The 25,984-nt window shown below is 71.0% G+C and carries 26 protein-coding genes; 17 read left to right on the top strand and 9 right to left on the bottom strand.

Going from position 1 to position 25,984, the window contains the following annotated elements; all coding sequences use genetic code 11:
• Window positions 1–404 precede the first annotated feature (404 nt).
• A complete protein-coding gene (locus AC3WXD_RS20500) occupies window positions 405–800 on the top strand; it encodes a DUF488 domain-containing protein (RefSeq protein WP_454732301.1) in 396 nt (131 codons plus the stop codon).
• A 25-nt stretch (window positions 801–825) separates the two neighbouring features.
• On the opposite strand, the gene AC3WXD_RS20495 is transcribed toward AC3WXD_RS20500, so the two are convergent.
• Both AC3WXD_RS20495 and AC3WXD_RS20490 read right to left on the bottom strand, forming a co-directional pair.
• Entirely contained in the window at window positions 826–996 is a 171-nt protein-coding gene (locus AC3WXD_RS20495) for a hypothetical protein (RefSeq protein WP_196812933.1), read from the bottom strand.
• A 229-nt stretch (window positions 997–1,225) separates the two neighbouring features.
• The gene (locus AC3WXD_RS20490; RefSeq protein WP_492324557.1) at window positions 1,226–2,002 is read right to left on the bottom strand and encodes a GntR family transcriptional regulator; all 777 of its coding nucleotides are present in this window, start codon (window positions 2,000–2,002) and stop codon (window positions 1,226–1,228) included.
• A gap of 289 nt (window positions 2,003–2,291) precedes the next feature.
• Here AC3WXD_RS20490 and AC3WXD_RS20485 point away from each other — a divergent pair, with 289 nt between their 5' ends.
• The 3 genes from AC3WXD_RS20485 to AC3WXD_RS20475 all read left to right on the top strand — a co-directional run bounded on the left by AC3WXD_RS20485 (window position 2,292) and on the right by AC3WXD_RS20475 (window position 6,550).
• Window positions 2,292–3,539 (top strand): nucleoside recognition domain-containing protein, encoded by a 1,248-nt coding sequence (locus tag AC3WXD_RS20485; protein ID WP_492324556.1) that lies wholly within the window; start codon window positions 2,292–2,294, stop codon window positions 3,537–3,539.
• Between the two features lie 466 nt (window positions 3,540–4,005).
• Complete coding sequence (locus tag AC3WXD_RS20480; protein ID WP_492324555.1) at window positions 4,006–6,153, top strand: FUSC family protein; 2,148 nt, start codon at window positions 4,006–4,008, stop codon at window positions 6,151–6,153.
• Between the two features lie 118 nt (window positions 6,154–6,271).
• A complete protein-coding gene (locus AC3WXD_RS20475) occupies window positions 6,272–6,550 on the top strand; it encodes a DUF1488 family protein (RefSeq protein ID WP_020205850.1) in 279 nt (92 codons plus the stop codon).
• A gap of 66 nt (window positions 6,551–6,616) precedes the next feature.
• On the opposite strand, the gene AC3WXD_RS20470 is transcribed toward AC3WXD_RS20475, so the two are convergent.
• On the bottom strand, window positions 6,617–7,087 hold the full coding sequence (locus AC3WXD_RS20470) for a universal stress protein (RefSeq protein WP_020205849.1): 471 nt from the start codon (window positions 7,085–7,087) through the stop codon (window positions 6,617–6,619).
• A 224-nt stretch (window positions 7,088–7,311) separates the two neighbouring features.
• On the bottom strand, window positions 7,312–7,479 hold the full coding sequence (locus AC3WXD_RS20465) for a hypothetical protein (RefSeq protein ID WP_492324554.1): 168 nt from the start codon (window positions 7,477–7,479) through the stop codon (window positions 7,312–7,314).
• A 188-nt stretch (window positions 7,480–7,667) separates the two neighbouring features.
• Between AC3WXD_RS20465 and AC3WXD_RS20460 the strand changes: the two genes are divergently transcribed.
• The 3 genes from AC3WXD_RS20460 (at window position 7,668) to AC3WXD_RS20450 (ending at window position 10,869) form a co-directional block, all read left to right on the top strand.
• Entirely contained in the window at window positions 7,668–9,236 is a 1,569-nt protein-coding gene (locus AC3WXD_RS20460; RefSeq protein ID WP_059410829.1) for a tetratricopeptide repeat protein, read from the top strand.
• Window positions 9,237–9,394: 158 nt separating this feature from the next.
• Entirely contained in the window at window positions 9,395–10,189 is a 795-nt protein-coding gene (locus tag AC3WXD_RS20455) for a DUF1835 domain-containing protein (protein ID WP_020205846.1), read from the top strand.
• A 62-nt stretch (window positions 10,190–10,251) separates the two neighbouring features.
• Entirely contained in the window at window positions 10,252–10,869 is a 618-nt protein-coding gene (locus AC3WXD_RS20450) for a TetR/AcrR family transcriptional regulator (RefSeq protein ID WP_020205845.1), read from the top strand.
• Window positions 10,870–10,899: 30 nt separating this feature from the next.
• Here AC3WXD_RS20450 and kefC read toward each other — a convergent pair whose 3' ends face one another.
• Window positions 10,900–12,723 (bottom strand): glutathione-regulated potassium-efflux system protein KefC, encoded by a 1,824-nt coding sequence (gene kefC / locus AC3WXD_RS20445; protein ID WP_059410831.1) that lies wholly within the window; start codon window positions 12,721–12,723, stop codon window positions 10,900–10,902.
• Between the two features lie 9 nt (window positions 12,724–12,732).
• Window positions 12,733–13,287: a glutathione-regulated potassium-efflux system oxidoreductase KefF gene (gene kefF, locus AC3WXD_RS20440; RefSeq protein WP_492324553.1), complete on the bottom strand. Its 555-nt coding sequence runs from the start codon at window positions 13,285–13,287 to the stop codon at window positions 12,733–12,735.
• Window positions 13,288–13,742: 455 nt separating this feature from the next.
• Here kefF and AC3WXD_RS20435 point away from each other — a divergent pair, with 455 nt between their 5' ends.
• Window positions 13,743–14,441 carry a GNAT family N-acetyltransferase gene (locus AC3WXD_RS20435; RefSeq protein WP_020205842.1) on the top strand — a complete coding sequence of 233 codons (699 nt, stop codon included), beginning with the start codon at window positions 13,743–13,745 and terminating at the stop codon, window positions 14,439–14,441.
• A 133-nt stretch (window positions 14,442–14,574) separates the two neighbouring features.
• Here the strand turns inward: AC3WXD_RS20435 and AC3WXD_RS20430 are convergent, their stop codons facing one another.
• The 3 genes from AC3WXD_RS20430 to AC3WXD_RS20420 form a co-directional block, all read right to left on the bottom strand.
• Window positions 14,575–15,066 carry an Lrp/AsnC family transcriptional regulator gene (locus AC3WXD_RS20430; RefSeq protein WP_059410856.1) on the bottom strand — a complete coding sequence of 164 codons (492 nt, stop codon included), beginning with the start codon at window positions 15,064–15,066 and terminating at the stop codon, window positions 14,575–14,577.
• A gap of 406 nt (window positions 15,067–15,472) precedes the next feature.
• Window positions 15,473–16,048: an EF-hand domain-containing protein gene (locus tag AC3WXD_RS20425; protein ID WP_020205840.1), complete on the bottom strand. Its 576-nt coding sequence runs from the start codon at window positions 16,046–16,048 to the stop codon at window positions 15,473–15,475.
• A gap of 153 nt (window positions 16,049–16,201) precedes the next feature.
• The gene (locus AC3WXD_RS20420; protein WP_492324552.1) at window positions 16,202–16,825 is read right to left on the bottom strand and encodes a hypothetical protein; all 624 of its coding nucleotides are present in this window, start codon (window positions 16,823–16,825) and stop codon (window positions 16,202–16,204) included.
• Between the two features lie 251 nt (window positions 16,826–17,076).
• Here AC3WXD_RS20420 and gspG point away from each other — a divergent pair, with 251 nt between their 5' ends.
• The 9 genes from gspG to gspD all read left to right on the top strand — a co-directional run bounded on the left by gspG (window position 17,077) and on the right by gspD (window position 25,977).
• Window positions 17,077–17,556: a type II secretion system major pseudopilin GspG gene (gene gspG, locus AC3WXD_RS20415; protein WP_029044209.1), complete on the top strand. Its 480-nt coding sequence runs from the start codon at window positions 17,077–17,079 to the stop codon at window positions 17,554–17,556.
• Between the two features lie 36 nt (window positions 17,557–17,592).
• Entirely contained in the window at window positions 17,593–18,084 is a 492-nt protein-coding gene (locus AC3WXD_RS20410; protein ID WP_492324551.1) for a GspH/FimT family pseudopilin, read from the top strand.
• A complete protein-coding gene (gspI, locus tag AC3WXD_RS20405) occupies window positions 18,081–18,491 on the top strand; it encodes a type II secretion system minor pseudopilin GspI (protein ID WP_020205836.1) in 411 nt (136 codons plus the stop codon). Before AC3WXD_RS20410 ends, gspI begins: the two co-directional genes overlap by 4 nt.
• The gene (locus AC3WXD_RS20400; RefSeq protein WP_059410832.1) at window positions 18,469–19,194 is read left to right on the top strand and encodes a PulJ/GspJ family protein; all 726 of its coding nucleotides are present in this window, start codon (window positions 18,469–18,471) and stop codon (window positions 19,192–19,194) included. Before gspI ends, AC3WXD_RS20400 begins: the two co-directional genes overlap by 23 nt.
• Window positions 19,191–20,240: a type II secretion system minor pseudopilin GspK gene (gene gspK / locus AC3WXD_RS20395; protein ID WP_059410833.1), complete on the top strand. Its 1,050-nt coding sequence runs from the start codon at window positions 19,191–19,193 to the stop codon at window positions 20,238–20,240. Before AC3WXD_RS20400 ends, gspK begins: the two co-directional genes overlap by 4 nt.
• Before the next feature lie 365 nt (window positions 20,241–20,605).
• A complete protein-coding gene (gene gspL, locus AC3WXD_RS20390) occupies window positions 20,606–22,003 on the top strand; it encodes a type II secretion system protein GspL (RefSeq protein ID WP_492324550.1) in 1,398 nt (465 codons plus the stop codon).
• Window positions 22,004–22,026: 23 nt separating this feature from the next.
• Window positions 22,027–22,620 carry a type II secretion system protein M gene (locus tag AC3WXD_RS20385; RefSeq protein ID WP_020205832.1) on the top strand — a complete coding sequence of 198 codons (594 nt, stop codon included), beginning with the start codon at window positions 22,027–22,029 and terminating at the stop codon, window positions 22,618–22,620.
• The gene (locus tag AC3WXD_RS20380) at window positions 22,620–23,444 is read left to right on the top strand and encodes a type II secretion system protein N (RefSeq protein ID WP_020205831.1); all 825 of its coding nucleotides are present in this window, start codon (window positions 22,620–22,622) and stop codon (window positions 23,442–23,444) included. The genes AC3WXD_RS20385 and AC3WXD_RS20380 overlap by 1 nt, the downstream gene beginning before the upstream one ends.
• A gap of 52 nt (window positions 23,445–23,496) precedes the next feature.
• Window positions 23,497–25,977, top strand: coding sequence for a type II secretion system secretin GspD (gene gspD / locus AC3WXD_RS20375; RefSeq protein WP_492324549.1), 2,481 nt, complete (start codon window positions 23,497–23,499; stop codon window positions 25,975–25,977).
• Window positions 25,978–25,984 lie beyond the last annotated feature (7 nt).

The raw sequence follows: 25,984 nt of genomic DNA, 5'->3' as shown, positions 1-25,984 counted from the left end.
TTGCCGCGGTTCGCTTTGCTTACCGCGTCGCTGCTTCGTTGTCAGCAGCAGAGAAACGAGATTATGAAGAACTTTCTGCGTTTCGTCAACAGGTTTCGCAATCTTTTTTTGCTTCGATCAGCCGCGCCATCCGCGCCACCAACCTCACCCATTCCCCCGCAGCCCTTGTCCCGTCTGCCTTTGCAGACAAGCTTCGTGTTGCGAGGGAGCGAATATTAAGGCCACCCATCCGCCTTGGCAAGCGTTTTCTGCGAGGATTTCTCTGCGGCCCGAAAAGAGACTCATCGAATACAAATTTGCGCCGGCGCGAAGGCTCCGCAAATCAGACCCGTCTCACTCCCATTCGCGTGCGGATGCCACATACTTTCTCTTCCATCACATCCATATATAGAGGAGACACGGCAATGGCGATCCGGATCGTGAGGCTGGGTTCACCGCGCGCGCCCGACGAGGGGCTTCGCATCGGCACCGTGCGCCGGCCGCCGCGCGGCGTACCCAAGGCGGAGTTCGCTTCGCGCGACTATTACGACGTCTGGTACCCGGAGCTCTCGCCTTCGGCGGACCTCGTCGCGCAAGCGCTGGCGATACAGGAAGACGACGACGAGAAAGGCTGGCGCGAGTTCGAGCGTCACTTCCGCGCGGAAATGGCGCGCCCCGAAGCCAGCCGCACGCTGGACCTGCTGGCCGCCCTGTCGCGGCAGACGAACTTTTCGCTTGGCTGCTATTGCGAGCAGGAGCGGCGCTGCCACCGTTCCATCCTGCGGTCCCTGCTGGAGAAAAGAGGCGCCGCGATGGCTTGACCGCCGCGCAGGCGGGAGATTCCCGTCAGACGGTCTTTTGCGTGCCGGAGCCGGAGCGGTGGAACAGCGCGCGCAGTGCGCTCCACTGGATGGGCAGGAGCGGCGTGCTGTGGCGCACGGCGTCGCGCCGGGCGTAGTGGGCCAGCAGCTGCTCGCCGACCGACTGCCGGAAATAGGAAGGCGTCGGGTAGTTCATGGTCATTCCCTATTGTGGTTCATCGGAAACGATAGTATACCAAATTTTGGTGCGTCGCGTCATAACAGGGCACGCCCATGCCTCGCAACGGTGCATTTCCGTTGCGGAAATGCCCAATAAAATCAAAGGCCGGGACGTTCCTCACGTCCCGGCCTTTGATCGTGCTGCTTTCAGCACATCGTATACCGAATACCTTCCAGACGCCCCGACGCCTGCCTGCGGCTCCGCGCTAGCCGGCGCTCGCGGCAGTGCGGCCGCCTCGCTTGGCCGGGCTGCCAGTGCGGGTGGTTTCTCCGCCGCTCGGGGTCGTCTCCGCCAGTTCCTCGGCCGCCTTGGCCGCACTGTAGACATGGCGGGTCGCCAGCAGCGCGGCCAGATCGGCATCGCCGGCAATGACCGCCTGCAGGATCTGTGCGTGCTCTTCCCAGTTCTGCCGCGCGCGCGGCACGTTGGCCGGCGCGAACAGCAATCCGGTGCGCTCCCGCAGCGTCCGCACCATGTCCTGCAGCACGCTGTTGGCGGCGATATTGCCCAGCACTTCATGGAAGCGGGAGTTGAGCTCGACGAAGCGCTCGGTCCGGCCGCTGGCGGCCGCCTCGGTGCCCTGGCGCAGGACGTCGTCGAGCTCGGAGAGCAGGCGCGGATCGCGCCGCTGCGCGGCCAGCTTGGCGTTGAGCCCTTCCAGGGTGGCCCGTACCTCGACCATTTCCTTGGCGATGTTGGGCGACAGCGTCGCCACCGACGCGCCACGCCGCGGCTCGATGCGCACCAGGCCTTCCGCGGCCAGCGCGCGCAGCGCTTCCCGCACCGGAATCCGCGACACGCCGAGCTCGGTGGAAAGCTTGTTCTCCACCAGGCGGTCTCCCTGGTTGTACTCGCCCGCCAGGATGCGCTGCCGCAGGGTGTCGGTCACGAGCGCGAACAGGGGGGAATGCTGGGCGCCAAGGCTGGTGCCGGCGGAATCCGAAGCTGCGTGAGCGCGTTCGGTACCAGGGGCGTCGGACATAGGTTCTGGCTTCGGTCGGCAAGACACCGTCGCCGGGCGAGCCGCGCAGGCACGCCGTCGCGGACGGTAGTCAAAGGGATCTGGGACCGCCGCGCTGCCCCGAAGGGCAATGCCGCGACGGCGATATTGTTCGCATTGTATACCGGCGCGAGGCCATTTTTGCGCGCCGCCATGCACCCGGCCCTTGCGCGGGGTCAAGCGCCGCGCGGCCGGCGCGCGCGCGGCCCGGGCGCCCCATCCGGCACGCTATGATGCGCGAAGCTGAATCTCTCCAAACCCCGGCGCATCGATGGCACTGAATATCGTCTGGCTGTCTTTTTTCCTGCTTGCCTTCATCGTCGCCTGCGTGCGCCTGGCGCTCGGCGACACCGCGGTGTTCCCCGCCATGCTGGCCAGCCTGTTCGACAACGCCCGCACCGCGTTCGAGATCTCGCTGGGGCTGGCCGGCATGATGAGCCTGTGGCTCGGCATCATGCGGATCGGGGAGCGGGCCGGCGTGGTGGACGTCTTCGCGCGCGCCGTCAGCCCCCTGCTGCGCCATTTCTTCCCCGGCGTGCCGCAGGGCCATCCGGCACAGGGCGCCATGATGATGAACGTCTCGGCGAACATGCTCGGGCTGGACAACGCGGCCACCCCGCTCGGCCTGAACGCCATGCGGGAACTGCAGTCGCTGAACACGCGCCCGGATACGGCCAGCAACGCGCAGATCATGTTCATCGTGCTGAACACGGCCGGACTGACCCTGATTCCGACCTCGGTGATCGCCATGCGCCAGGCCATCGCCATCAAGCAGGGCCTGCCTGGCTTCAACGCGGCCGACATCTTCCTGCCTACCTTGCTGGCCACCTGCGTCTCGTGCGTGGCCGGCCTGCTGGCCGTGGCCTGGGCGCAGCGGCTCAACCTGCTCAAGCCCGCCGTGCTGGCCGCCTTCGGCCTGCTGGCCGCCGCCGTGGGCGGACTGTTCCTGTGGCTGCGCTATGCCCCGCCCGAACAGGTCAGCACGATCACGGCGCTGGCCGGCAGCGGATTCATCGTCACCCTGATCGTGGTGTTCCTGGTCTGCGGGGCCGTGCGCCGCGTCAACGTCTACGATGCGTTCGTCGACGGCGCCAAGGACGGCTTCGGCGTGGCCGTGCAGATCATTCCCTACCTGGTGGCGATCCTGGTGGCGATCGGCCTGTTCCGCGTGACCGGCTGCATGGACGTGCTGATGAAAGGGCTCGCCGCCGGCGTTGCCTGGCTGGGGCTGGACACCGCGTTCGTGCCCGCGCTGCCGGTCGGCCTGATGAAGATCCTATCGGGCGCGGGCGCGCGCGGCCTGATGATCGATGTGATGAATACCTATGGCGTGGCCTCGTTCCAGGGCAAGCTCGCCGCCATCATCCAGGGTTCGACCGAAACCACCTTCTATGTGCTGGCCGTCTATTTCGGCAGCGTCAACATCCGCAATACGCGGCACGCGCTCGCCTGCGCCTTGTTCGCCGACTTTGCCGGCCTCTGCGCGGCGGTGGCCATTGCCTACCTGTTCTTCACCTGAATTCCCGACTCCCAGCGGCCGAAGGCCGCAGGCATCGAGCGAAAAATCCAGCCTCTGTATTGCCAGCCCCTGTTTCGTTGTGAAAAAGCAACATGTTTGTGGAGCAGTACACGCTTGAATAACGTCGCGCTTGGTGCGTCGCAACAAATCGTATATAGTGGAGTCTGTCTCCTCCACCACCTCGGTGGATTCCAACCCGCGCATGAACTGCGCGGGTTTTTTTTGCCCGAAATTCGGCCCTGCGGCGGCAATTCGCGCTCAAACGCCGATGTACCGGCGTCTGGAGACCAGCCTGCCCCATGCGGGCGCGGCGCGCGTATTTTGCGCACCGCAGCAAGGCAGGCTCGCACCAAGGCGGTGCGAAACATGACGGGGGGCGCGATATGTTGCGTCGCAACATGCCCGTGCCTTAGAGTCGATCCATCGTTCGTATCCCCACCGGCGCCCCCGCCCCGCTTTCGTCGACATGTTTTCCGCGCTGCACCTGCCCCGCCCCGACACCCCGATGCTGCAACGGGGGCTGGTCTACGCCTTCTCGTTCCTGGCCCTGGCCGGCATCGGCTGGCTGACCGGCCAGCCGGGCTACCTGTGGGCGGCCACGGCCTCGCTCTGGACCTGCCTCGCGGACCGCGCCGGCACCGCCAGCGACCGCCTCTCGGCCCTCGGCTCGGTCGGCGTGGGCGGCACGGCCGCATGTGCCCTGGGCGCGGCGGTGGCCGCTTCCCCGCTGGCCGCGCTGGCCGTGGTTGCCGCCGCCGGGCTGGCCGCGGGCCTGGCGGAAACGCGCGGGCCCGGGCCGGCCCTGTCGGCCAAGCTGCTCTACGTGATCCTGATCGCCGCCTGCCTGCAGCCGGTCGACGATGCCACACTGGCCGTGCGCGTGTTCGAGCGCAGCCAGGAATTCCTGCTCGGCGGCGTATTCGCCTGCCTGATGTGCCTGGTGTTGATCCGTTCCGCGCCCGACCGGCGCCCGCGCGCGGAGGTGATGGCGGTCTTCGACGCGCTGCTGCGCTTTGCCACCGAGCTTGCCGGCGACGGCCCGGTCGGCGACGCGGCGGCCTGCAAGCGCGACATCCGGGAAAGGATCGAGGCGGCGCATCTCGCGATCGGCGCGCGCCGCGGCCTGGGCGACCCGCTCGCGCGGATGCGCTATGCCTACGTCGTCAGCCTGGCCGACGCGATCTTCGCGCTGCTGATCGTCGCCGCCGAACTGCGCGGCCGCATGGACACCGCGCTCCCGGCCCCCGCCGGCAAGGTCGGCGCCACCGCCCTGCCGCTGCAGCACCTGCAGCGCTGCGTCGCCGACCTGCGCCTGCAGGTGGAGGAAGCGCTGGCCCGCAGCACGCCCGACCTGCTTGCGCTGTGCGCGGCGCTGGCCCACGAGCTGCGGCGCCTGCACGCGCCGCTGGTCAACGCCGCCGCGCCGGCCCTCTACCAGTCGGCGCTGGCCGCCCTGGCCCGCTACCCGGCCTTTGCCGCCTGGCACGGCGCGCATCGGCGGCCGCGCCGGGCCTTCCGCCAGCGCTGGCAGCGCTGGCGCGCCACCCTGGCCGAGCACACCGCGCGCGACGCACGCGTGGCGCGCCACGCCGTGCGGCTGGCGCTGGCCGGCAGCCTGAGCCTGCTGCCCGCGCAACTGCTGCGCGTGGATCACGGCTACTGGGTGGCCGTCACCGTCATCATGGTGCTGAGCCCGCAGTTGCAGACCACGCGCCGGATTTCGTTCCTGCGCTTCGCGGGCTCGCTGGCGGGCGCGCTGATGGCCTGCGCGATCGGCCTGGCCCATCCGGCGGCACCGCTGGCGCTGGCGATCAGCGCGGCGTGCCTGGCCGCCGCCTACATCTTCCGGCTCGCCGGCAGCCCGGCGCTGTTCGCCTTCTTTCTGACGCCGGCGGTCATCCTGTTTTCGTGGGTGGGGGCGCCGGCGGAAGACAGCAGCCACTTCGCGGCGCTGCGCGGCATCGACACGGCGCTCGGCTGCCTGATCGCGCTGGCCAGCTACTACGTGCTGGCGCCGCGCGCCGAGTTGTCGCGGGTGCGCCGGCACGGCCTCGAGGCGCTCGCCGCCAACGCGACGTACCTGCGCGCGGCATTTGCCGGCGCCGTGGCCTTCACCACCTCGCCCACGCGCTCGCCCGCGCCCACGCCCGCCCGCCTGGAAAGCCTGCGCATCGCCGCGGGCCGCACCTCGGCGCGGGCCGAGCTCACGCTGCAACAGGCTGAGGGCGAACTCCTTCCCGAACTGGCGGCGGCTTATGCCGGGCTGCACCTGACCGCGCGGCGCATGGCCGCGCTGGCTGGCGTGGTGCGCGCTGGGCTGGAGGCGGAAGCCGGCGCGGGCGCGCCGCTGCCCGCCACGCAGGGGGTGTTGCAGACGCTGGCGGGCCGGCTCTCGGCGCTGGCCGCGCATCCCGGCCAAGGCGGGCCGGCGCGCGCGGCCGCGGCGCCGCCGGCCGGCCGCGCGGCGGTGCCGGCGCTGGACCGCTTCCTGCTCGAGCAGGCCGCCTTCGCCGCCGCCCAGGCGGACGCGGCCGACGCGGCGGTCGCCACGGCGGGCCGGCTGGCGGCCGGCATTGCCGCGGCAGGCGGCCGGCGCGTGCCCCATCCTGGCTGACGGCGCGGTTGGCGGTAGGATTGACGGCAATCAAGCACGCCCGCCCCGGCACGGCATCGCCCGGCGGCGCGATCTCCTAGAATGGTGGCATCCTTCAGCGACCGTTGTGAGGCGCGCCATGCCCGAGATCTCGTTTCCCCGCAGCGTTCCCGCCTATTGCGCGGCCAGCCTGACGCTTTCCTGCCCCGCCACGGTAAACGGCAAGCCCACGCTCTACTCGATCACGGCCGAAGCGCTCGAGACGCATTTCGGCGCGCGCTCGCCGCGCGAGGAGGATCTCGTGCACGCCTTCACCAGTAACCGGCAGCGCATCGAGCACATTGCCCAGGGCCTGTTCGAACTGACCCAGGCCAGGGAGATCGTGCTGCGCAGCGGCCATATCCGCTTCGCCGGATAAGCCGGACAGGCGAGATACGCTGGGCAGGCACGGCGGCGCGGGCGGCCTGCCCGCGTGCCGCCGCTGCTAGCCTTCCGCCGCCTGGCCCCGCACCAGCAGGACCGGCACGGTGGCCTGGCGGATCACCGACTCCGCCACGCTGCCCAGCACCAGCCGGCGCACGCCGCGCCGGCCGTGAGTGCCGATCACGATCACGTCCGCGCCCCACTGGGCCGCGGCTTCGTTGATGGACCCGGCGATGTCGCCGAGCGAGGTCTGCGGCTCCACCAGACGCACTTCGTGCTTCACCTTTTGCGCTTCGAGCCGCTTGGCGGCCGCGGCGAGCGCGCGTTCGCCGCTCTCGGTCAGCGCCTGCTGAATGGGCGCCGGATCGTAGTAGGCGGCATCGAACAGCATCTGGCTGTTGTCCACCGCGTACAAGGCAAGCACCTCCGCCTCGCCGCTGACCGCCAGGCGGATCGCTTCGGTCAGCGCCAGGTCCGAGGTGGCGCTGCCGTCCACCGCCACCACGATCTTCTTGTATGCCGCATTCGTCATTGCCGTTCGCTCCTTGGGAATTCGCTGGAAGTGATGCCGGCGCCAGTGCGCCGGCCGCCATCGATACTACTCGCCTCGCAGCGCACTTGTCTGCGCATCCGGCGCGCGCATGCCCGAATCGACGATGACGAGGTAGCGGCCCGGGCGCGATACCGGCATGCGGTCCGGCGCGAGCACCCGGAGCGAGTCGCCGCGGTTCACGGCGTCGAGATAATCGGCGCATCTTAGACCCGCATGCCGCGCACGCCATCGCCGCGCACGCCGAACTCGTTGCTGGCGCCGGCGGGCCGGGGCAGGAACGCCAGCGCGGCCAGCACGAGCCACACCGCGAGCCAGGCGAGGCGGCGGCACAGCCTGGCGCCGCGGTACCTGTCAGGGAAAGCGCATTGCATAATTGCCTCCTTGCTCAAGATGCCGCCGCCGCGGCCTCCCTCCGTCCGCTGCCCGCGCCCGGCCCTGTTTCCCTCCAGGGCATCGGCGGCGCGGGCGCGGTAGGGCCGGCGTGGCGCAGCGGCCTTCCATGTTTAGACTGCCGCCGCGGCCGTGATTTCCCGACGCCGCCCGGCCAAAGCGTTTGCCAATGGACCAGACTCAAGTCATCAACCAAGCCCGCCGTTCCCTCGCCGCGGGGGATTTCGCCGGCGCCCGCGCGGGGCTCGAAGCGCTGCTGGCGCACCAGCCCGGCCACGGCGGCGCCCTCGAACTGCTGGGGCTGGCCGCGGGCAACCAGGGCGATTTCCGCGCCGCGGCGGCGCATCTCGAAAGCGCCGCGCAGGCCGGCGCGGCGTCGCCCGAGCTGCACTACAACCTGGCGGTGGCGCGCCAGAAGCTGGGCGAGCACGACGCGGCCATCGCCGCCTTCTCGCAGGCGCTGGCGTTGCGGCCGTACTTCTTCGAGGCCCATCACGATCTCGGCCTGTCCCTGGCCGCGCGCGGCGACGGAACGGCCGCCGTGGCCGCCTTCGACGCGGCCCTGAAGCTGCGCCCGGACAGCTTCGAGGCGCTGTACAACAAGGGCAAGGCACTCGGCGAGATCGACCGCTTCGAGGAAGAGATCGCGTGCTACCAGCGCGCCATCCAGCTGCGCCCCGATTTCTCCGGCGGCTACGTCAACCTGGGCGTGGCGCTGCGCGACCTGCACCGCTTCGACGAAGCCATGCGCCACTTCAAGAAGGCCGTCACGCTGAACGCCAACGACGCGCTGGCGCGCTGCAACCGCGCCCAGACCAACCTGCTGACGGGCGTCTTCGAGCACGGCTGGCGCGAGTACGAATGGCGCTGGCTGGACGGCAGCCCCGTGCACCGCCTGCCCGGCAAGCCGTGGCTGGGCGAAGGCAGCCTGGCGGGCAAGACCATCGTGCTGCACAACGAGCAGGGCTTCGGCGACACCATCCAGTTCGTCCGCTACGTGCCGGCCGTGGCGGCCCTGGGCGCGCGCGTGATCCTGCAGGTGCAGCCGGCGCTGGTGCCGCTGCTGCAGGGCTTTCCCGGCGTCGCCGAGCTGGTCGCCGAGGGCGATCCGCTGCCGGCGTTCGACTGCCATTGCCCGCTGATGAGCCTGCCGCTCGCCTTCCGCACCAGCCTCGCGACCATTCCGCCGGCGCCCTACCTGCGCGCGGACCCGGAACGCAGCGCGGCGTGGCGCGCGCGGCTGGATGCCAGCCCCGCCGGCGGCCGCCGGCCGCGCATCGGCGTGGCCTGGTCGGGCAGCACCTGGCACCGCAACGACCGCAACCGCTCGCTGAAACTGGAGCAGCTGGGGCCGCTGCTGGCCGGCGACGCCAGCTTCGTCTGCCTGCAGAAAGACCTGCGCGAGGCCGACCGCGCCGCGCTCGCGGCGCTGCCGCAACTGCTGGACGTCTCGGGCGAGCTCGCCAGCTTCGCCGACACCGCCGCCCTCATCGACAACCTCGACCTCGTCATCAGCGTCGACACCGCCGTCGCCCACCTGGCCGGCGCGCTCGGCAAGCCGGTCTGGCTGCTGCTGCCGTACTCGCCCGACTGGCGCTGGCTGCTCGGGCGCGCGGACTCGCCGTGGTATCCGGGCATGCGCCTGTTCCGCCAGCCCGCGATGCGCGACTGGGGCGGCGCGCTGGCCGAGCTCGGCGCGGCGCTCGCGGCCCTGCTGCGGGACGCGCCGCGCGGCTAGGTGGGCGAGGACGAGAACAACGCGCGGCTCCCGTGCCCGCCACGTCCTCGCCGGCCGCGCGGCGGCGGCCCGCGCGGGAACGCCCGGCCGTGCGGGCGCACACGCACGCGTGATCAAAATGGAAGCAGCCGCGCCGCGCATCCATATACAATCACGCCATGCAATATATCCATGTCGTCAACGGTGACGTAGCGGGCAATACGCTGCGGCAAGCTCTGGCCCAGGCCGCCCGGCCCGACCCGGTCGTCGTGCTGCGCGACGACCTCGCCGTCGGCCCGATCGCCGACGTCGACGGCAGCGGCCTCATCCGCTCCGGCTTCTGGCAGCGCGTGGCGCCGCGCAGCGACATCGACTTCGCCGCCGAGATGCAGCAGGCGCTGGACCAATTGCATGCCCTGCGCAAGGAAGAGACCGAGATCGCCATCTGGCATGGCCAGAGCGCCTCGGACCAGTTGATGCTGCGCCGGGTGGTGTTCCATCTGTACCAGTCGCCGCAGCGCATCAACGAGGTGGCGATGGACCTGCGCGAGCTCGAGACACCCGCGCACGGCAACCTGGCCTCCATCGGCATGTATCCCGCGGCCCGCCTGGCGCGGCGCTTTTCCACCATCGCGCCGGTCTCGGTGCTGCGCCTGGGCCGGCTGGGCTACGAGTGGCAGCAGAACGTCAAGGAAAACGCCGACGTGCGGCTGTGGAAGGGCAACACGCTGGTGCCCGCCGCCTACCACTCGGTGGACGACGTGATCCTGGAGCGCGCCCCGCAGGAATGGGCGCCGGCCGCGCAGGTGGTGGACGCCGTGATGGGCGCCATCGAAGGCCTGCTGGCCAGCGACTGGTTCGTGTTCTGGCGCTGCCGCGAGCTGATCGGCGCCGGGCAGCTGGTGCTGCGCGGCAATGCCGATTCGCTGCAGACCTGCGAGCTGCGCCGCAATCCGTCCGCCGGCGGCGAATAAGGCCGCAAGCCCCCGAGCCGACCACAAGCCCAAGACACAAGCGGATACAAGCGGACGTTTACATGGCCCGTACCAAGGCACCCGATTTCGAGGCGCAGCGCGAGCAGATACTGGACCTGGCCGCCGCCGCGTTTGCCGCCAGCAGCTACCCCAGCACCTCGATGGCCGACCTGGCCGCCGCCTGCGGCACCTCCAAGGCGCGCCTGTACCACTACTACGAGAGCAAGGAAGCGATCCTGTTCGACCTGCTCGACCGCTACACGCGCCGGCTGATGCTGATCGTGGCCGAGGTGGAAGCCGAGGCCGGACGCCGCGGCAGCAGCGAGCAGGAAACCTTCGCCAGCCTGATCCGCGCGTTCCTGGCCGAGTACGAGACCTCGCAAACCCGCCACGTCGCGCTCGTCAACGACGTCAAGTTCCTGGCCGACGAACAGCGCGACCAGATCCTCAAGCGCGAGCGCGACGTGGTGGCCGCCTTCTCGCGCCAGTTGCGCCGCGCCTACCCGGAGCGCGTCAACCGCGACAACCAGGCGGCGCTGACCATGACGGTGTTCGGCATGATCAACTGGACCTTCACCTGGCTCAAGCCGGGCGGCAAGCTGTCCTACGCCGACTTCGCCGAGATGGTGATCGACCTGCTCGCGGGCGGCCTGCCGGGCGCGCCGCGCGGGGCCGCCTAGCGCGCGGCGCGCCCGCCGGCCCGTCACCAGTCAGGACCAGTCCTCTTCCTCCCGGCGCCGGCGCTGGTCGCGGTCCTGGCGGAACATTTCCTCGAGCTCGTCGCGCGCCTGGCGCGCCAGCGAGACCAGCTTCTTCTGGTCGGTGTAGTGCGGGTAGAAGCGTTCGATGGCGGCGATGTTGTGGCGGCGGAAGCGGAGCGCCACCGAGCGCGCCTCGACCGGGTCGTAGCCCAGCCCCTCCAGCACGCTGCGGCCGAGCCGCAGCGATCCCTCGAACATCTCGCGCTCGAACAGCTCCACGCCGCGATCCTTGAGCTGGTAGACGTGCGAGACGTGGCGCGCCCGCGCGTAGATGCGCAGGTGCGGGAAGCGCTTGCGCACGTTGTCGATCAGCGCCAGGCTGTCCTCCATGCCGTCGATGGCCACCACCAGGATGCGCGCGCGCTCGGCGCCGGCGGACTCGAGCAGGTCCATGCGCGTGGCGTCGCCGTAGAACACCTTGAAGTCGTAGCGGCGCAGGAACTCGATCTGGTCGGGATCGTGGTCCAGCACGGTGACGCCGATGCCCTGCGCGTAGAGCAGGCGGCCGATGATCTGGCCGAAGCGGCCGAAGCCGGCGATCAGCACCGGGTTGTCCTGCGGCTCGATCACGTCGTCCGGGCGCCGCGCCAGGCGCGCCAGGTGCGGCGCCACCAGCCGGTCGTAGCCCAGCAGCAGCAGCGGCGTGGCCACCATCGACAGCGCCACCACCAGCACCAGCAGCGCCTCGGTGCGCGGCGGCAGCAGGCCGGCGCCGCCGGCCACGCCGAACACCACGAAGGCGAACTCGCCGCCCTGCGAGATCAGCAGCGCGAACAGCAGCCGCTGGCCGCGCGCAATGCCGAAGCGCGGCGCCAGCAAGGTCAGCATGGCGGTCTTGAGCACCACCAGCCCGGCCACCAGCGCCGCCACCATGACCGGCGCCTGCATCAGCACGCCGAAATCGATCGACATGCCGACCGCCATGAAGAACAGCCCCAGCAGCAGGCCCTTGAACGGCTCCAGGTCGGCCTCGAGCGCGTGCCGGTACTCGGAGTCCGCCAGCAGCACGCCGGCCAGGAAGGTGCCCAGCGCCATCGACAGGCCCACCGCGTCCATCATCAGCGCGATGCCCACCACCAGCAGCAGCGCGAAGGCGGTGAACATCTCGCGCATGTCGGTGCGCGCGATGAAGTTCAGCGCCGGGCGCACCAGGTAGCGCCCGCCCACCACCACGGCGCCGATCACGCCGACCGCCTTGGCCGCGCCGAGCCAGCCCGCCGCGCCCGCCGCCGCGGCGGTGCCGGCCTGCGCGCCCTGCGCCGCGAGCAGCGGCAGCAGCGCGATCATCGGGATCGCGGCGATGTCCTGGAACAGCAGGATGCCGAAGCCGGCGGCGCCGGCCGGGGTGCCGAACAGGTTGCGCTCGGTCAGCGTGGCCAGCGCGATGGCGGTGGACGACAGCGCCAGCCCGAGCCCCGCCACCAGCGCCACCTGCCACGGCGCGCCCACCAGCGTCGCGGCGCCGCCGATCAGCACCGCGCAGGCCGCCATCTGCGCGCCGCCGTAGCCGAAGATCACGCGGCGCAGTTCCCACAGCTTCTTCGGCTCCAGCTCCAGGCCGATCACGAACATCATCAGCACCACGCCGAACTCGGAGAAATGCAGGATGGCCTCGACGTTGGTGACGAGGCGCAGCGCCCACGGGCCGATCGCCACGCCGGCCAGCAGGTAGCCCAGCACCGCGCCCAGCCCGAAGCGGCGGGCCAGCGGCACCGCCACCACCGCGGCGACCAGGAAGACCACCAGGGCCACCAGGAAATCGTGTTGTTCCACGGCGCCCCCTCAGCCGGCGATGGCGCCGGCGGCGCCGAGCACGCCGGACACGCGGGCGATATGCCCGGCCAGCGCGTCCTGGTCCACCTGGTTGGCGTCATGCAGCACCAGCGGCGCCAGCCAGTTCATGCCGCACAGCACGGCGGTCTGCGCCAGCGGCAGCATGTATTCGTCGATGCCGTGGCCGTGCGTGCCCTCGGGCCCGTAGGAATCGGCGTGGCCGCCGGTGCTGGCCACCACCAGCAGGGACTTGCCGCGCAGCGCGGTGCCGCCCGGTCCGTAGGCCCAGCCGCTCTCCAGCACCTCGTCCATCCAGAGCTTGAGCAGCGCCGGCATGCTGTACCACTGCACCGGGAACTGCAGCACCAGCGTGGCGGCGCGCGCCAGCGCGCGCTGCTCCGCGACCACGTCGATGTCGTAATCGGTATAGCGGAGGTAGAGATCGTGCACGGTGACGGCGGGCAGGGCCTGCAAGGCCGAGGCCAGCGGCCGGTTGACGCGCGACAGGCGCGGCCTGGGGTGGGCATAGATGACGAGAATCGGGGGCTCGGCCTTTGGGTCCACGAAAAATCCTGGAAAACGTGCGGCGCGCGGTCCGGAACCGCGGCATCGCCGGCATTGAAGAGAACAGAGACTCACATGCGGCCGCGCCCGGGACCCTCCCCGGGCCGCGGCATCGGCGCCGCCGCCGGGCGGCGATGTGGACACGGCATTATGCGGCGTTGCAACAAATCCACATGCCCGGCACCCTGCGGCATCATGAAGCACACGTCAAGTCTTTGATTTCATTGGAGATACACAAAAATTACAAAATACAACCAATTGGATCGCCCCCAAACCTTACGTCAGGCTGACAATTCCACTACAATACTTTTTGCAATGCAGCAAGATAGTGTTTGCCCTTGGGCCAGGCTTTTCGGGCTTTTTTGCCCGCCTTGCCCGGCCCGGCGCCGAAAGTGCGTGGCCTGACACCTGCTGAGTGCTATTTTTATACCTGAATACGTCGCAAGGAAAACAAAGTGAATCCGCTCGAACTGAGCAAGGCCGTCGGGGCCGTATCCGACGAAGATCTCCGCCGCGCATCCGCAGCCGCGCACGCCTCGCATCGCCCCACCACGCTGGTGCGCGAGCTGGCTGCGCATCACCGCTCGCGTCTGCTCAAGCATTTCCTCGCCCTGGGCGAGGAGGATCGCCTGCTCCGTTTTGGCCAGTCGGTTGGCGACCATGTGATCGAGGCCTATGTCGACAGCATCGACTTCGACCACGACACCGTGTTCGGTGTCTACGACGAGCACCTCGAACTGATCGGCGTGGGCCACTTCGCCAACCTGCGCGACAACAGCCAGGGCCGCGTGGCCGAGTTCGGCGTGTCGGTGTCGCAGAGCGCGCGCGGGCGCGGCATCGGCAGCGCGCTGTTCGAGCGCGCCGCCATGCACGGCCGCAACAGCAACGTGCGCACGCTGTACATGCACTGCCTGTCGCGCAACGCCGCCATGATGCACATCGCCAAGAAGGCCGGCATGAAGGTGCAGTACGCCTACGGCGAGGCCGATGCCTACCTGGAACTGCCGCCCGCCGACACCGTCAGCCGCCTGACCGAGGCGCTCGACGAGCAGGTGGCCGACCTCGACTACATGGTCCGCCGCAACCTGCGCGACGCGCGCCGCTTCGGCCTGCGCTTCTGGCGCTCGATGCTGCCGCAAAAGCGCACGGCCTGACGCCGCTGCCGCCCCGGCCCCGATGGCGCGCCCGCCCGGCGCGCCATTTTCATTGGTGCCGCGCCGATCGCACCAACCGCATCGACCGCACCGCGTGACCGGCGCCGCGGCGCCCGATTGTGCTCAGTTACGCTCAGTTGCCCGCCACCGGCAGCGCGGTGGTGTCCTTGATGCATTCCAGCGCAAAGCTCGAGCGCACGTCGATCACCGCCGGATGCGCCAGCAGGTGGTCCTTCATGAAGCGCGCGAAGTGCTCCATGTCTTCCACGTAGACCTTCAGCAGCAGGTCCATCTCCCCGGTCATCGCGTGGCACGCGGCCACCTCCGGCCAGATCGCGATGGCGGCGCGGAACAGGTCCAGCGGCGCCTTGCCCTTGGGCGCGCCGCCGTGCTTCTCCAGCCGCACGTTGATGTAGGCCAGCAGCCCCAGCCCGATCCTGCCCGGCTCCAGCAGCGCCGCGTACTGGCGGATCACGCCGATCTCCTCCAGCCGCCGGATGCGTCTCAGGCAAGGGCTCGGCGACAGGTTCACGCGCTCGGCCACTTCCAGGTTGGTCAGTCTCCCGTTGGTCTGCAATACCTCCAGGATCTTCCTGTCGATCTTGTCCAGTTCCACCTTGCTCACGATATTGTTGCTCCGCAATATGTTTGACGGCAATTTTTTTGCGCAAATTTAGCAAGCTGTGCACAAGTATGCAATTTTTTGTGTGCTTCCGGACCTTGTGCCTGCCGTCATTCTCCCCCCTCGCCGCGCCGCGCCCCTCCCGCGCGGCGGCCACAACCCTCCATTCCGATCGCTGGCGCCCCGCCTCCCGGCACCGGCGCGGTGGCCTTCCGGGTGCAGGATGCCGCCGCGGCGCGCCGCCGTGCACTGGAACTGGGCGCCCGGGGCGCGAGCGTTGGGAAGGCAAGGATGGTGCCAAGGCCGCCAGCGCCGGGGCCGGCACCACGAAAAAAAGCGCGGCCCCGAAGGGTCGCGCTTTCCCGTGCCCGCGGCGCCGGAGCGCCGCGGGATCGCCGCCGGGGCCGGATCAGCCGCCGCGGCTCGACGGGGCCGAGGCGCCGCCGCGGTTGCCGTGCTGGCGCCATTGGTCGTGCATCTTCTGCATGGCGGCGCGGATCTCGTCCATCGTCAGCTTGCCGTCGTGATTGGCGTCGAGCTGGTCGAAGCGCCGCGCCAGGCGCGGGAAGCCGGCCTGGACCTCGGCCTTGGTCAGGGCGCCGTCGCCGTTCTTGTCGGCCGCCTTGAAGCGGGCCTCGAAGTCCGCCTGCATCGCCGCGCGGCGCTGTTCCATCCCGGCCTTGTGGTAGGCCGCCAGCTCGCTCTTGTCGAGCTTGCCGTCGTGGTTGGTGTCGATCTTGTCGAACAGCGCGTCGGCCTCCGCCTTGGAGATGGCGCCGTCGCCGTCGGTGTCGATCGACTTCATCCACATGCCGCCGTGCTCCATGTGGTGGCGCATGCCGCCTTGCATGGCCGGCGCGCCCGGGGCCGGCGCCGCCGGCGCGGGTGCCGCGGTCTGGGCGAAAGCCGTGCCGCCCATCGCCAGGAACACCGCCGAAGCGGCCATGAAATTCCGGATCGAACGCGTCTTGAGATTGCCTTGCATGTCTTTGCTCCTTTTTCGTCTCAGGTGGACTGGTAACGATTAGAACGCATGACGGGGGCGAAAGTTGGATCCTCTAATACGTTGTTACGCGGCTCACAGTTGGGTGGCGTTCCCGTAAACCGCTGAAAGCATTGGTAAATAATCGGCCGCGGCTCAGTCTTTCGCGGAAGCCGGCTCGCCCGGCACGCCGGCGGGCTGGGCGGACTGCGGCGGCGGCGCGGGAGCCGGCATCGGCGCGGGCACCGCCGGCACCGGCATCGGCGTGGACAGCGGCGCCGCGGCGCCGGCCGGCAGCGCCGGCTGGGCGGGCGCCGCCGGGCCGCGCGTGACGATGGCCGGCACCGGCAGCGCGATCTCCTGGCGCACGCCGTTGCGCTCGATCACCACGCCGCGGTCGCGGATCTCCACCAGCCGCAGTTGCGGCGACAGCGCGGTGCCCGCGCGCACGGCCTTGGGCGGGCCGCCGTCGAGCGAGAGGATCGCCGCGCCGCCGTTGCCGACGTTGGCACTGCCGCCGCCGATCTCGGCGACCACGCCGATCAGCTGCACGTCGCGCACGCCCGACTGCGCCGCGCCGCCGAACAGCGTGCCGGCGGCGCCGGTCTCCACCGCCTCGGTCTGCGCCACGCGCGCGGTGCGCGGCACGGCGATGGTCTTCATCGCGCTGAAGGTCAGGACCCAGCGCGTGGCCAGCGCGCACAGCGCGACGAACAGCACGAGCGCCGCCAGGCGCGGCAGCCAGAGTCCGGCCGGGTCGAAACGAAAGGCGGGCCGCATGGAAAGTTGCACGGGATGGGGCTGCAAGGACGGGAAAGCGCCAAGCCTACCAGAGCCGCATGACAACTGTCTGCCCCTCGCCCGCGCGGCGCCCTGGCGACCGGCCCGCGCATGCCCGCACCGGGCCGTCCGTGCGAGCATGCGCTCACAAAGCCGTCATCAAGTGGCGGTTATACTGTCCGGCCAGCCGCAGCGCCCCCGCGTTCGAGGTCCGGGACGCTGCACCAGATATTCCAAATAGGCTATCCATGATGCGTAGGTTCGCTGCCAGTTTCTCCGATTCTTTCCGCCGCCCGTCCCGTTGCCCTTCCCGCCGCCAGGCGCGCGGCTTCACCCTGATCGAAATCATGGTCGTGATCGTGATCCTCGGCGTGCTGGCCGCGCTGGTGGTGCCGAAGATCATGAGCCGCCCCGACGAGGCCCGCATCGTCGCCGCGCGCCAGGACATCTCCTCGATCATGCAGGCGCTCAAGCTGTACCGCCTCGACAACAGCCGCTATCCCACCACCGAGCAGGGCCTGGCCGCGCTGGTGGCCCGCCCCACCACCGAGCCCATCCCCAACAACTGGAAGGGCGGCGGCTACCTGGAAAAGCTGCCCAAGGATCCCTGGGGCCATCCCTACCAGTACCTGAACCCGGGCGTGCGCGGCGAGATCGACGTGTTCAGCTTCGGCGCCGACGGCCAGGCCGGCGGCAGCGCCAACGACGCCGACATCGGCAACTGGGAATAAGGACGCATCGTCCATGAACGCGGCAGGCGTGCAGCCATGACCCCCAGGCCGCAAGGCCGCCGGCGCCAGCCCGGCAGCCACGGCTTCACGCTGCTGGAATTGCTGGTGGTGATGGTGATCGCCGGCATCGTGATCTCGCTGGTGGCCGTCAACGCCTCGCCCAACGAGCGCGGCCGCGTGCTCGACGACGGCCAGCGCATCGCGCGCCTGTTCGAGCTGGCGCAGGAGGAAGCGCAACTGCGCGCGCGCCCGATCGCCTGGGAGGCCGACGTCACCGGCTGGCACTTCCTGCAGGCCACGCCGGCCGGCTGGACGCCGCTCGCCACCGATGTGTTCGCCCCCACCAGCTGGCGCCTGCGCCTGGACAACGTGGCCGTGACCGAAGGCGGCCGCGGCAACAACGGCACGCGCCTGGTATTCGGGCGCGAGCTGATCGACGGTCCCCAGCACGTGGTGCTGGTGCGCGGCGACACCCGCGTGGACGTGACCGGCGACGGCACCGGCCGCTATTTCGCCAGCACGCCATGACGCCCCGCTCCACCCGCCGCCCGCGCCGCGCCCGGCGCGGCTTCACCCTGATCGAAGTGCTGGTCGCGCTGACCATCCTGGCCGTGGCGCTGACCGCCGCCATGCGCGCGATGGGCTCGATGATCGAGGCCGGCAGCGCGCTGCAGACGCGCATGCTGGCCGAGTGGAGCGCCGAGAACCACCTCGCCACGCTGCGCCTGTCCAAGACCTGGCCCGAACCGGGCACGCGCGGCTACGCCTGCCCGCAGGGCGGCGTGCTGCTGTACTGCGAGGAAACCGTCTCGGGCACGCCCAACCCGTCGTTCCGCCGCGTCGAGATCGCGGTCTATCCGTCGGACGCCGACAAATCCGTGCGCCTGGCCTGGCTCGTCACCATCGTCCCCAATGAAACGCGCAACCTGCTCTGAACGGCGGCCCCGGCCGTGCCCGCGCGCGGGCACGCGCGGCTTCACGCTGCTGGAAATGCTGGTGGCCATCACCCTGCTGGCGGTGATCGCCGTCATCGCCTGGCGCGGCCTGGACGCCATGACGCGCAGCCGCGAGCGCCTGACCGACCACGACCAGCGCCTCAACACGCTCAAGCTGCTGTACGGGCAGTTCCAGTCCGACTGCGAGCATCTCTCCAGCCCGGTGCTGCTGCAGCGCAGCCCGGTCGAGATCGGCACCGGCCAGTTGCTGATGGTGCGCGACCGCCGCGACGAAGGCCGCCCCACCGAGTGGCAGGTGGTGGCCTACCGCCTCGACGGCGACACCGTGGTGCGCGCGGCCAGCCCGCCGGCGGACAGCCGCGGCGCGGTGCAGGCCGCGCTGCAGGCGCTGCGCCAGCCCGGCGGCGGCGGCAACCTGATGCGTCCGCTGGTCGGCGACGCCGACGGCCTGACCGCGCGCGCGTGGGTCGAGCCGGGCGGCTGGCAGTCGGAGAACGGCCGCATCGCCGCGGCCCTGCTCAGCGGCAATGCCAGCGCCAGCGCGGCGGCCGCCTCCGCTGCCGGCGCCAGCCTCGGCGTGGCCGCCACGGCGGTGCGCGCCATCGAGCTGAGCCTCTCGGCGCGCATGGGCGACGGCGACGCGCCGCGCTATTTCCAGAAGATCTGCATGACCGGCCTATGAGCAAGCGCCCGCCCTTTCCCGTCCGCCGCCGCGCGCCGCGCCGCCAGCGCGGCGCGGCCGTGGTCACGGCGCTGCTGGTGGTGACGCTGGCGGTGGTGATCGTGTCCGGCATGCTGTGGCGCCAGCAGGTGCAGATCCGCTCGATCGAGAACCAGCGCCTGCTGGCCCAGGCCACCTGGATCGAGCGCGCCGCGGTCGACTGGGCCCGCCTGATCCTGCGCGACGACCAGCGCCGCACCAGCGTGGACCAGCTCGGCGAGCCCTGGGCCGTGCCCATCGCCGAGACCCGGCTGTCGGATTTCCTCGGTGCCGCGCTGCGCACCGACCAGGAAGGCGAGACCTCCTTCCTCTCGGGCCGCATCCAGGACGCCCAGGCCCGCTTCAACCTCAGCAACCTGGTGCTGTGGAGCACCAGCGAGTCGCAGGGCCGCATCGCCACCATCGACCCCTCCGGCGTGGCGGTCTACCGCCGCCTGCTGCAGACGCTCGGCCTGAACGCCGCGCTGGCCGATCCCACCGCGCGCTACCTGGCCAGCGCGGCGATGGGCAGCGGCAGCAGCGGCGGCGATGGTGACGGCGGCGGCCGGCCGGGCCTGCGCGCGCCCGACGGCATCGACGACCTGCTCGCCATCCCGGGCTACACGCCGAACATCGTGGCCGCGCTCGAGCCCTTCGTCGACCTGCTGCCCGAACGCACGCTGGTCAACGGCAACACCGCCGAGGCCGAGGTGCTGTCCGCGGTGATCGACAAGCTGCCGCTGGACCGCGCGCGTGAACTGGTGCGCCAGCGCGACCGCGCCTATTTCAACAACATCACCGACCTGCAATCGCAGTTGCGCACGCTGGCGCCGCAGGCCGACCCCAACAGCGCCACCAGCACGCTCGACGTGCGCACCCACTATTTCCTGGTCTACGGCCTGATCCGCCACGAGCGCGCCACCCGCATGCAGGTGTCGCTGGTCTACCGCGGCGAAGTAATGGGCAATGCCAACACCACGCGGGTGGTGTGGGTGCGCGACCTCGACCGCATGCCGGAGCAGCGCTGAGTCCGCCGCGGGAGGGTGCCGGAGGGGTACTGAAAAACGGCAGGAAAGGGGGCCAGAAGGGGGACCAGAAAGGCCCCGCAGGGAGGCCCGCCAACTGCCGCCAAAGGCGCCTGCAGCCGGGGCTGGCGGGCGTTTGAGAGCGGCCGTCATACAGATACGTATTGACGCCAATTCGTCACACAGGCAAGGTATGCTCCGGCCCGGCGGAAGCGGTAGTCCAAGGTCTTGCGCTTCTTCGCCTGTCCAGTGCCGCCGGCAGCATCGCAGCCGGCGTCTTTCGCGCAGCGGAGCGCTCCGCCGCGCGGGCCGCCTGTTCCCCCGCCATCGTTCATTGACGCCGTTGCTGGCGCTGTAGCAAGGAAATCTTGAGCACCACCCTGTACGTCCGCCTGCCGCACAGGCCGCACGATCAGCCGCAACCCTGGCACTTCGGCTCGCTGCCGTTCGCGCTGGTGCGCGCGGCCGCCACCGGCCGTGGCCGCCGCCAGGGCGTCCAGGCGGCGCCGCAGTTGTTGCGCGAAGGCCACGCTCCCATCGCCGAATTGCCCGCCGCCGAGCGCCTGGTCCTGATCATGGCCGCCAGCGACGTATTGCTCACCCCGGCCACGGTGCCGCCGCTGGCGCCGGCGCGCCTCAAGCTGGCGCTGCCCAACCTGGTGGAAGACGTGCTGGCCGCCGACGCCCAGCTCAGCCACATCGCGGTCGGCCCGGCGCTGGACGCGCCCGTCGCCAAGGCCGCCGCCGGCGCCCGCAAGCGCCTGCTGATGGTGGCCGACCGCGCCTGGCTGCGCGCGGTGATGGACGCCTTCGCCGGGCACCGCCACCGCCGCCGCCACGTGCTGCCGGCGCAGTTGTGCCTGCCGCTGCCGGCGCCGCTGCCGCAGGACGAAGACGACGCCGAAAGCGCCGCCGCCGCGCCAATGGCCGCGCTGGCGCTCGAAGCCGCCACCCTGACCAGCGCCTCGCCCCTGTTCGAAGCCGAAGGCGCGCCGGCCGTGCCCGCGCCCGCGCCGGCCTCCCGCTTCTGGCAACTGACCGTGCGCAGCGGCGAGCACGCCGGCTACGGCCTGCTGCTCGGCGACGACGCGCTCGGCGCCTGGCAGGCGCTGGCGCCGGCGGGCGACTGGTACGCCGCGCCGGAAGCGCTCGCCCAGGCCGCGCCGCCGGGCGCGCGCGCGCTCGGCTGGCCGGTGTGGATCGCGGGCGCGCAGGCCAGCCTGCTCGACCCCACGCTCGACCTGGCCCAGTTCGAATTCGCCCAGGGCCGCGCCGACCGCTGGAACCTGCTGGCCTGGCGCCTGCCGCTGGCGCTGGCCGCCGGCCTGCTGCTGGTGCAGCTGGTCGGCATGAACGCGCAGTGGCTGATGCTCGGCCAGGAAGAAAAGCGCCTGCTGGCAGGCCAGGAACAGGCGCTGCGCAACGCCTTCCCGCAGATCCCGGTGGTGATCGACCCGCCGCTGCAGATGCGCCGCCAGGTCGACCAGCTGCGCCTGGCCAGCGGCCGCAGCACGCCCGACGACTTCCTGCCGCTGGCCGACCGCTTCGGCCAGGCCGCCCGCCAGCTCGCGCCGGACGCCCTGCTGGCGCTCGAATACCGCGGCCGCACCCTGTTCGCCACCCTCAAGCCCGGCACCAACACCGAGGCGCTGCGCAGCGCGGCGCGCCAGTCCGGGCTGGCGATGGAGCCGGACGACAGCCAGCCCGACGCCGCGCGCGGCAACGCGCCGGCCGGCACGCGCTGGTCGATCAAGCCCAGCCTGTGAGCGCGCCCCGCCAAGTGAACCCGATGAAACAGACCGCATCCCAGCCCGCCGCCGCCCGCCGCCGCACCGCCGAACGGCTGGCGCGCCTGCGTCCGCGCGTGCCGCAGCGCTGGCAGGAGCGCTTCCAGGCGTTCTGGTCGGCGCGCAATCCGCGCGAGCAGGCCATCCTCGCCGCCGGCAGCGCCGTGCTGGCGCTGGTGATCGGCTACACCGTGCTGTGGGAGCCTGCCGCCGACGGCCGCGCCCGGCTGCAGCGCAGCCTGCCGCAGTTGCGCACCGACCTCGCCGAGATGGAGACGCTGGCGCAGGAAGCGCGCAGCCTGTCCGCCAGCCCGGCGCCGTCGCTGCGCGGCGAGGCGCTCTCGCAGGCGCTGCAGGACAGCCTGGCCCAGCACGGCCTCAAGGCCACGCGGCTGGCCAGCACCGGCGACAGCGGCGTGCAGCTCCAGCTCGACAAGGTGCCGTTCGGCGCGGTGGCGGGCTGGCTGCAGGACGTGCGCCAGCAGCAGCGGCTCAAGATCACCGAAACCCGCATCGTCTACGTGGGCGCCACCGCGCTGGTGAACGTCACGGCCACCCTGCAAGGTCCGGCCGCCAGCCCCGGCGGGCGCGGCTGATGGCGCGCCTCGAGGCCCTCCGGCTGGCCCGCCGCGGCGTGCGCCGCCCGCGCGGCTGGCGCAGCGTGGGCTGGCTCGCGCTGGGCCTGGCCACGGTCGCGCTGACTGTGCTGGCGGCGTTTCCGGCGGCCTGGATCGCCGACGGCATCGCCAGCCGGAGCCAGCGCCGCGTGCTGCTGGCCGACGCCGAGGGCTCGCTGTGGCACGGCAGCGCCACGCTGGCGCTGTCCGCCGGCGCCGGCAGCGAGACCGCCACCGTGCTGCCCGGACGGCTGCAATGGTCGGTGGCGTTCTGGCCGCTGCTCGGCGGCACCCTGCGCCTGGCGGTGACGCACTCGGAGGCGATGAGCAGCCCGGTCGGCGTGGCCGTCACGCCGCTGGGCTGGAGCGCGCAGGCCGGCGCCATCCGGCTGCCGGCGTCGCTGCTCGAAGGCGTGGGCGCGCCGTTCAACACGCTGCGCCCGGACGGCCGGATGCGGCTCGACTGGTCCATGCTGCAGGGCCGCTTCTTCCGCGGCGCGGGCCAGGGCGGCGGCGGCCTGAACGGCCACCTGACGCTGCGCCTCGAGCAAGTATCATCGGCCGTCAGCCGGGTGCGCCCGCTGGGCAGCTACCGGGCCGAGATCGACTGGGCCGGCGCCGCCGGCAAGCTGGAACTGACAACCCTTGCCGGGCCGCTGCACCTGCGAGGCAGCGGCACCCTGGGCCGCCAGGCGCGCTTCGAGGGCACGGCCAATGCCGACCCCGACGCCGCCGCGCAATTGGTGGGCCTGTTGAGCCTGCTGGGACGACGTGAGGACAATGTGACACGGCTGCGCTTCTGACCCAGGCGGCCGGTGCGCCTGTGCGCACCGCCCCCGCAGCCCGGAACCGATTATGAAAACCCAAGCCCTACGACCTTCGTTCAAGACCTGCTGCGCCCGCGCGACCGCGCTGCTGTGCGGCCTCTCCCTGCTGGCGCCGGCGCCGCTGTGGGCCCAGCAACCGGTCCCCGCGTCCGCGCAGCCGGCCCAGCCCGGCCAGCCGCCGGACCTGACCCCGCGCAACCGCGACCAGGTCGTGCTCAACTTCGTCAACGCCGATCTCGAATCGGTGGTGAAGGCGGTCGGGCAGGCCACCGGCAAGAACTTCGTGATCGACCCGCGCGTGAAGGGCTCGGTGAACCTGGTGACGGAGCAGCCGGTGTCGCGCTCGCAGGCGCTGGAGACGCTCGGCTCGGTGCTGCGCATGCAGGGCTACGCGATGGTCGAGAGCAACGGCTTCACCAAGGTGGTGCCGGAAGCCGACGCCAAGCTGCAGGGCTCGCCGATCGTGGTCAGCGGCGGCCGCTCGCGCGGCGACCAGGTGGTGACCCAGGTGTTCCGCCTCAACTACGAGTCGGCCAACAACCTGGTGCCGGTGCTGCGGCCGATGATCGCGCCCAACAACACCATCACCGCCTATCCGGGCAACAACACGCTGGTCATCACCGACTACGCCGAGAACCTGCAGCGCCTGGCCCGCATCATCGCCGCCATCGACGCGCCGGCCTCGGGCGAGGTCGAGCTGGTGCCGCTCAAGAACGCCATCGCCAGCGACACCGCGCTGGTGCTGCAGAAGCTGATGGACCCGGCCGCCGCGGGCGGCACCGCGGGCGGCGCGCCGGGCGTGGACGCCAGCCTGCGCACCACCGTGGTGGCCGAGCCGCGCAGCAACTCGCTGATGGTCCGCGCGCCCAGCCGCGCGCGCCTGCAGCAGGCGCGCCAGCTCATCGAGAAGCTCGACCAGCCCTATGCGCGGCCCGGCAACATCTGGGTGGTGCCGCTCAAGAACGCCGACGCCACCAAGCTGGCGCAGACGCTGCGCGCCATCGTCGCCGCCGACAGCTCGTTCAGCACCAGCCAGCAGGGCGCGGGCGGCACGGGCAGCACGGGCGCCGGCGGCCTGCTCAACACCTCCACGTCCACCAGCGGCCAGTACAGCGGCGGCACCACGGGCTCGCGCAGCAGCGGCAGCAGCAGCTACGGGTCCGGCTCGGGATCGGGCTTCGGCTCGGGCGGCGGCTCGGCCTTCTCGGCCTCGTTCGCCACCAACAACCTGCCGACCACCGGCGGCATCATCCAGGCCGACCCGTCCACCAACTCGCTCATCATCACCGCCAGCGAGCCGGTCTACCGCAACCTGCGCGCCGTGATCGACGACCTCGACCTGCGCCGCGCGCAGGTCTACATCGAATCGATGATCGTGGAGGTGTCGTCCACCCAGACCGGGCAGCTCGGCATCCAGTGGCAGGGCCTGCTCAGCTCCAGCGGCAACAACACCAACGTGTTCGCCGGCACCAACTTCGGCACCGGCGGCCAGAACATCATCAACCTGACCGGCGCCGTGGCCGGCATCGCCGCCAACGGCACCTCGGCGATCGCCTCGGCGTCGGGACTGGTGCCGGACCTGGCCGGCCTGAATCTCGGCATCGTCAACAAGGCCGTCGGCCTGGGCGCGCTGCTGCGCGCGCTGGGCACCGACGGCAGCGTCAACCTGCTGTCCACGCCGAACCTGATCACGCTGGAGAACGAGGAAGCCAAGATCCTGATCGGCCAGAACATCCCGATCACCACCGGCTCCTACGCGCAGACCGGCAGCTCGGCCTCGGTCACGCCGTTCCAGACCTTCGACCGCAAGGACGTCGGCATCACGCTGCGGGTCAAGCCGCAGATCACCGACGGCGGGCTGGTCAAGATGCAGATCTACCAGGAGTCGTCCTCGGTGGTGGCGGGCACCGCCACCCTGACGCAGGGCCCGACCACCAACGTGCGCTCGATCGAGACCAACGTGCTGGTGGACGACGGCCAGATCATCGTGCTCGGCGGCCTGATCGAGGACACCTACGGCGACGGCGTGCAGAAGGTGCCCGGCCTGGGCGACCTGCCGTGGATCGGCGGCCTGTTCCGCTACGAGAACAAGAACCGCGGCAAGACCAACCTGCTGGTGTTCCTGCGCCCCTACGTGATGCGCACCGCCGGCGCCACCGACCGCCTCACGCAGGACCGCTACGACTACATCCGCGGGCTGCAGCAGGGCTACGTCTCGCCCAACACCATGACGCGCGACACCAACACGCCGGTGCTGCCGCCGGCCGACGCGCCGGCCGCGCCGTTCGTCGACCCGCGTTCGCGCGGCCCAGTGCCGGGCCCGCTGCCGCTGGAGCAGACGCTGCCGCTCACGCGCCAGCAGCCCGTGCCGGGCGCGTCCGACAATGCCGGCGCGCGGGGCCAGGCCAGCGCCGCCGGCGCGGCCGGTGGTGCGCCCGACGCTACCCCGCTGCCGCCGGGCATCCATCTCGGCAACGCGACGGTGGACGCCGCGCGCGGGGCGAACTGAGACACGC

Source organism: Cupriavidus sp. FW216-B1, from assembly GCF_058789195.1.
This window is presented reverse-complemented; position numbering and strand designations above follow the sequence as displayed.

What these genes read in the sequence shown, in the direction of transcription:
- AC3WXD_RS20500 (WP_454732301.1), top strand. Translation starts at nt 405, where the DNA reads ATGGCGATCCGGATCGTGAGGCTGGGTTCACCGCGCGCGCCCGACGAG.
- AC3WXD_RS20495 (WP_196812933.1), bottom strand. Translation starts at nt 996, where the DNA reads ATGAACTACCCGACGCCTTCCTATTTCCGGCAGTCGGTCGGCGAGCAG.
- AC3WXD_RS20490 (WP_492324557.1), bottom strand. Translation starts at nt 2,002, where the DNA reads ATGTCCGACGCCCCTGGTACCGAACGCGCTCACGCAGCTTCGGATTCC.
- AC3WXD_RS20485 (WP_492324556.1), top strand. Translation starts at nt 2,292, where the DNA reads ATGGCACTGAATATCGTCTGGCTGTCTTTTTTCCTGCTTGCCTTCATC.
- AC3WXD_RS20480 (WP_492324555.1), top strand. Translation starts at nt 4,006, where the DNA reads ATGTTTTCCGCGCTGCACCTGCCCCGCCCCGACACCCCGATGCTGCAA.
- AC3WXD_RS20475 (WP_020205850.1), top strand. Translation starts at nt 6,272, where the DNA reads ATGCCCGAGATCTCGTTTCCCCGCAGCGTTCCCGCCTATTGCGCGGCC.
- AC3WXD_RS20470 (WP_020205849.1), bottom strand. Translation starts at nt 7,087, where the DNA reads ATGACGAATGCGGCATACAAGAAGATCGTGGTGGCGGTGGACGGCAGC.
- AC3WXD_RS20465 (WP_492324554.1), bottom strand. Translation starts at nt 7,479, where the DNA reads ATGCAATGCGCTTTCCCTGACAGGTACCGCGGCGCCAGGCTGTGCCGC.
- AC3WXD_RS20460 (WP_059410829.1), top strand. Translation starts at nt 7,668, where the DNA reads ATGGACCAGACTCAAGTCATCAACCAAGCCCGCCGTTCCCTCGCCGCG.
- AC3WXD_RS20455 (WP_020205846.1), top strand. Translation starts at nt 9,395, where the DNA reads ATGCAATATATCCATGTCGTCAACGGTGACGTAGCGGGCAATACGCTG.
- AC3WXD_RS20450 (WP_020205845.1), top strand. Translation starts at nt 10,252, where the DNA reads ATGGCCCGTACCAAGGCACCCGATTTCGAGGCGCAGCGCGAGCAGATA.
- AC3WXD_RS20425 (WP_020205840.1), bottom strand. Translation starts at nt 16,048, where the DNA reads ATGCAAGGCAATCTCAAGACGCGTTCGATCCGGAATTTCATGGCCGCT.
- AC3WXD_RS20420 (WP_492324552.1), bottom strand. Translation starts at nt 16,825, where the DNA reads ATGCGGCCCGCCTTTCGTTTCGACCCGGCCGGACTCTGGCTGCCGCGC.
- gspG (WP_029044209.1), top strand. Translation starts at nt 17,077, where the DNA reads ATGCGTAGGTTCGCTGCCAGTTTCTCCGATTCTTTCCGCCGCCCGTCC.
- AC3WXD_RS20410 (WP_492324551.1), top strand. Translation starts at nt 17,593, where the DNA reads ATGACCCCCAGGCCGCAAGGCCGCCGGCGCCAGCCCGGCAGCCACGGC.
- gspI (WP_020205836.1), top strand. Translation starts at nt 18,081, where the DNA reads ATGACGCCCCGCTCCACCCGCCGCCCGCGCCGCGCCCGGCGCGGCTTC.
- AC3WXD_RS20400 (WP_059410832.1), top strand. Translation starts at nt 18,469, where the DNA reads ATGAAACGCGCAACCTGCTCTGAACGGCGGCCCCGGCCGTGCCCGCGC.
- gspK (WP_059410833.1), top strand. Translation starts at nt 19,191, where the DNA reads ATGAGCAAGCGCCCGCCCTTTCCCGTCCGCCGCCGCGCGCCGCGCCGC.
- AC3WXD_RS20385 (WP_020205832.1), top strand. Translation starts at nt 22,027, where the DNA reads ATGAAACAGACCGCATCCCAGCCCGCCGCCGCCCGCCGCCGCACCGCC.
- AC3WXD_RS20380 (WP_020205831.1), top strand. Translation starts at nt 22,620, where the DNA reads ATGGCGCGCCTCGAGGCCCTCCGGCTGGCCCGCCGCGGCGTGCGCCGC.
- gspD (WP_492324549.1), top strand. Translation starts at nt 23,497, where the DNA reads ATGAAAACCCAAGCCCTACGACCTTCGTTCAAGACCTGCTGCGCCCGC.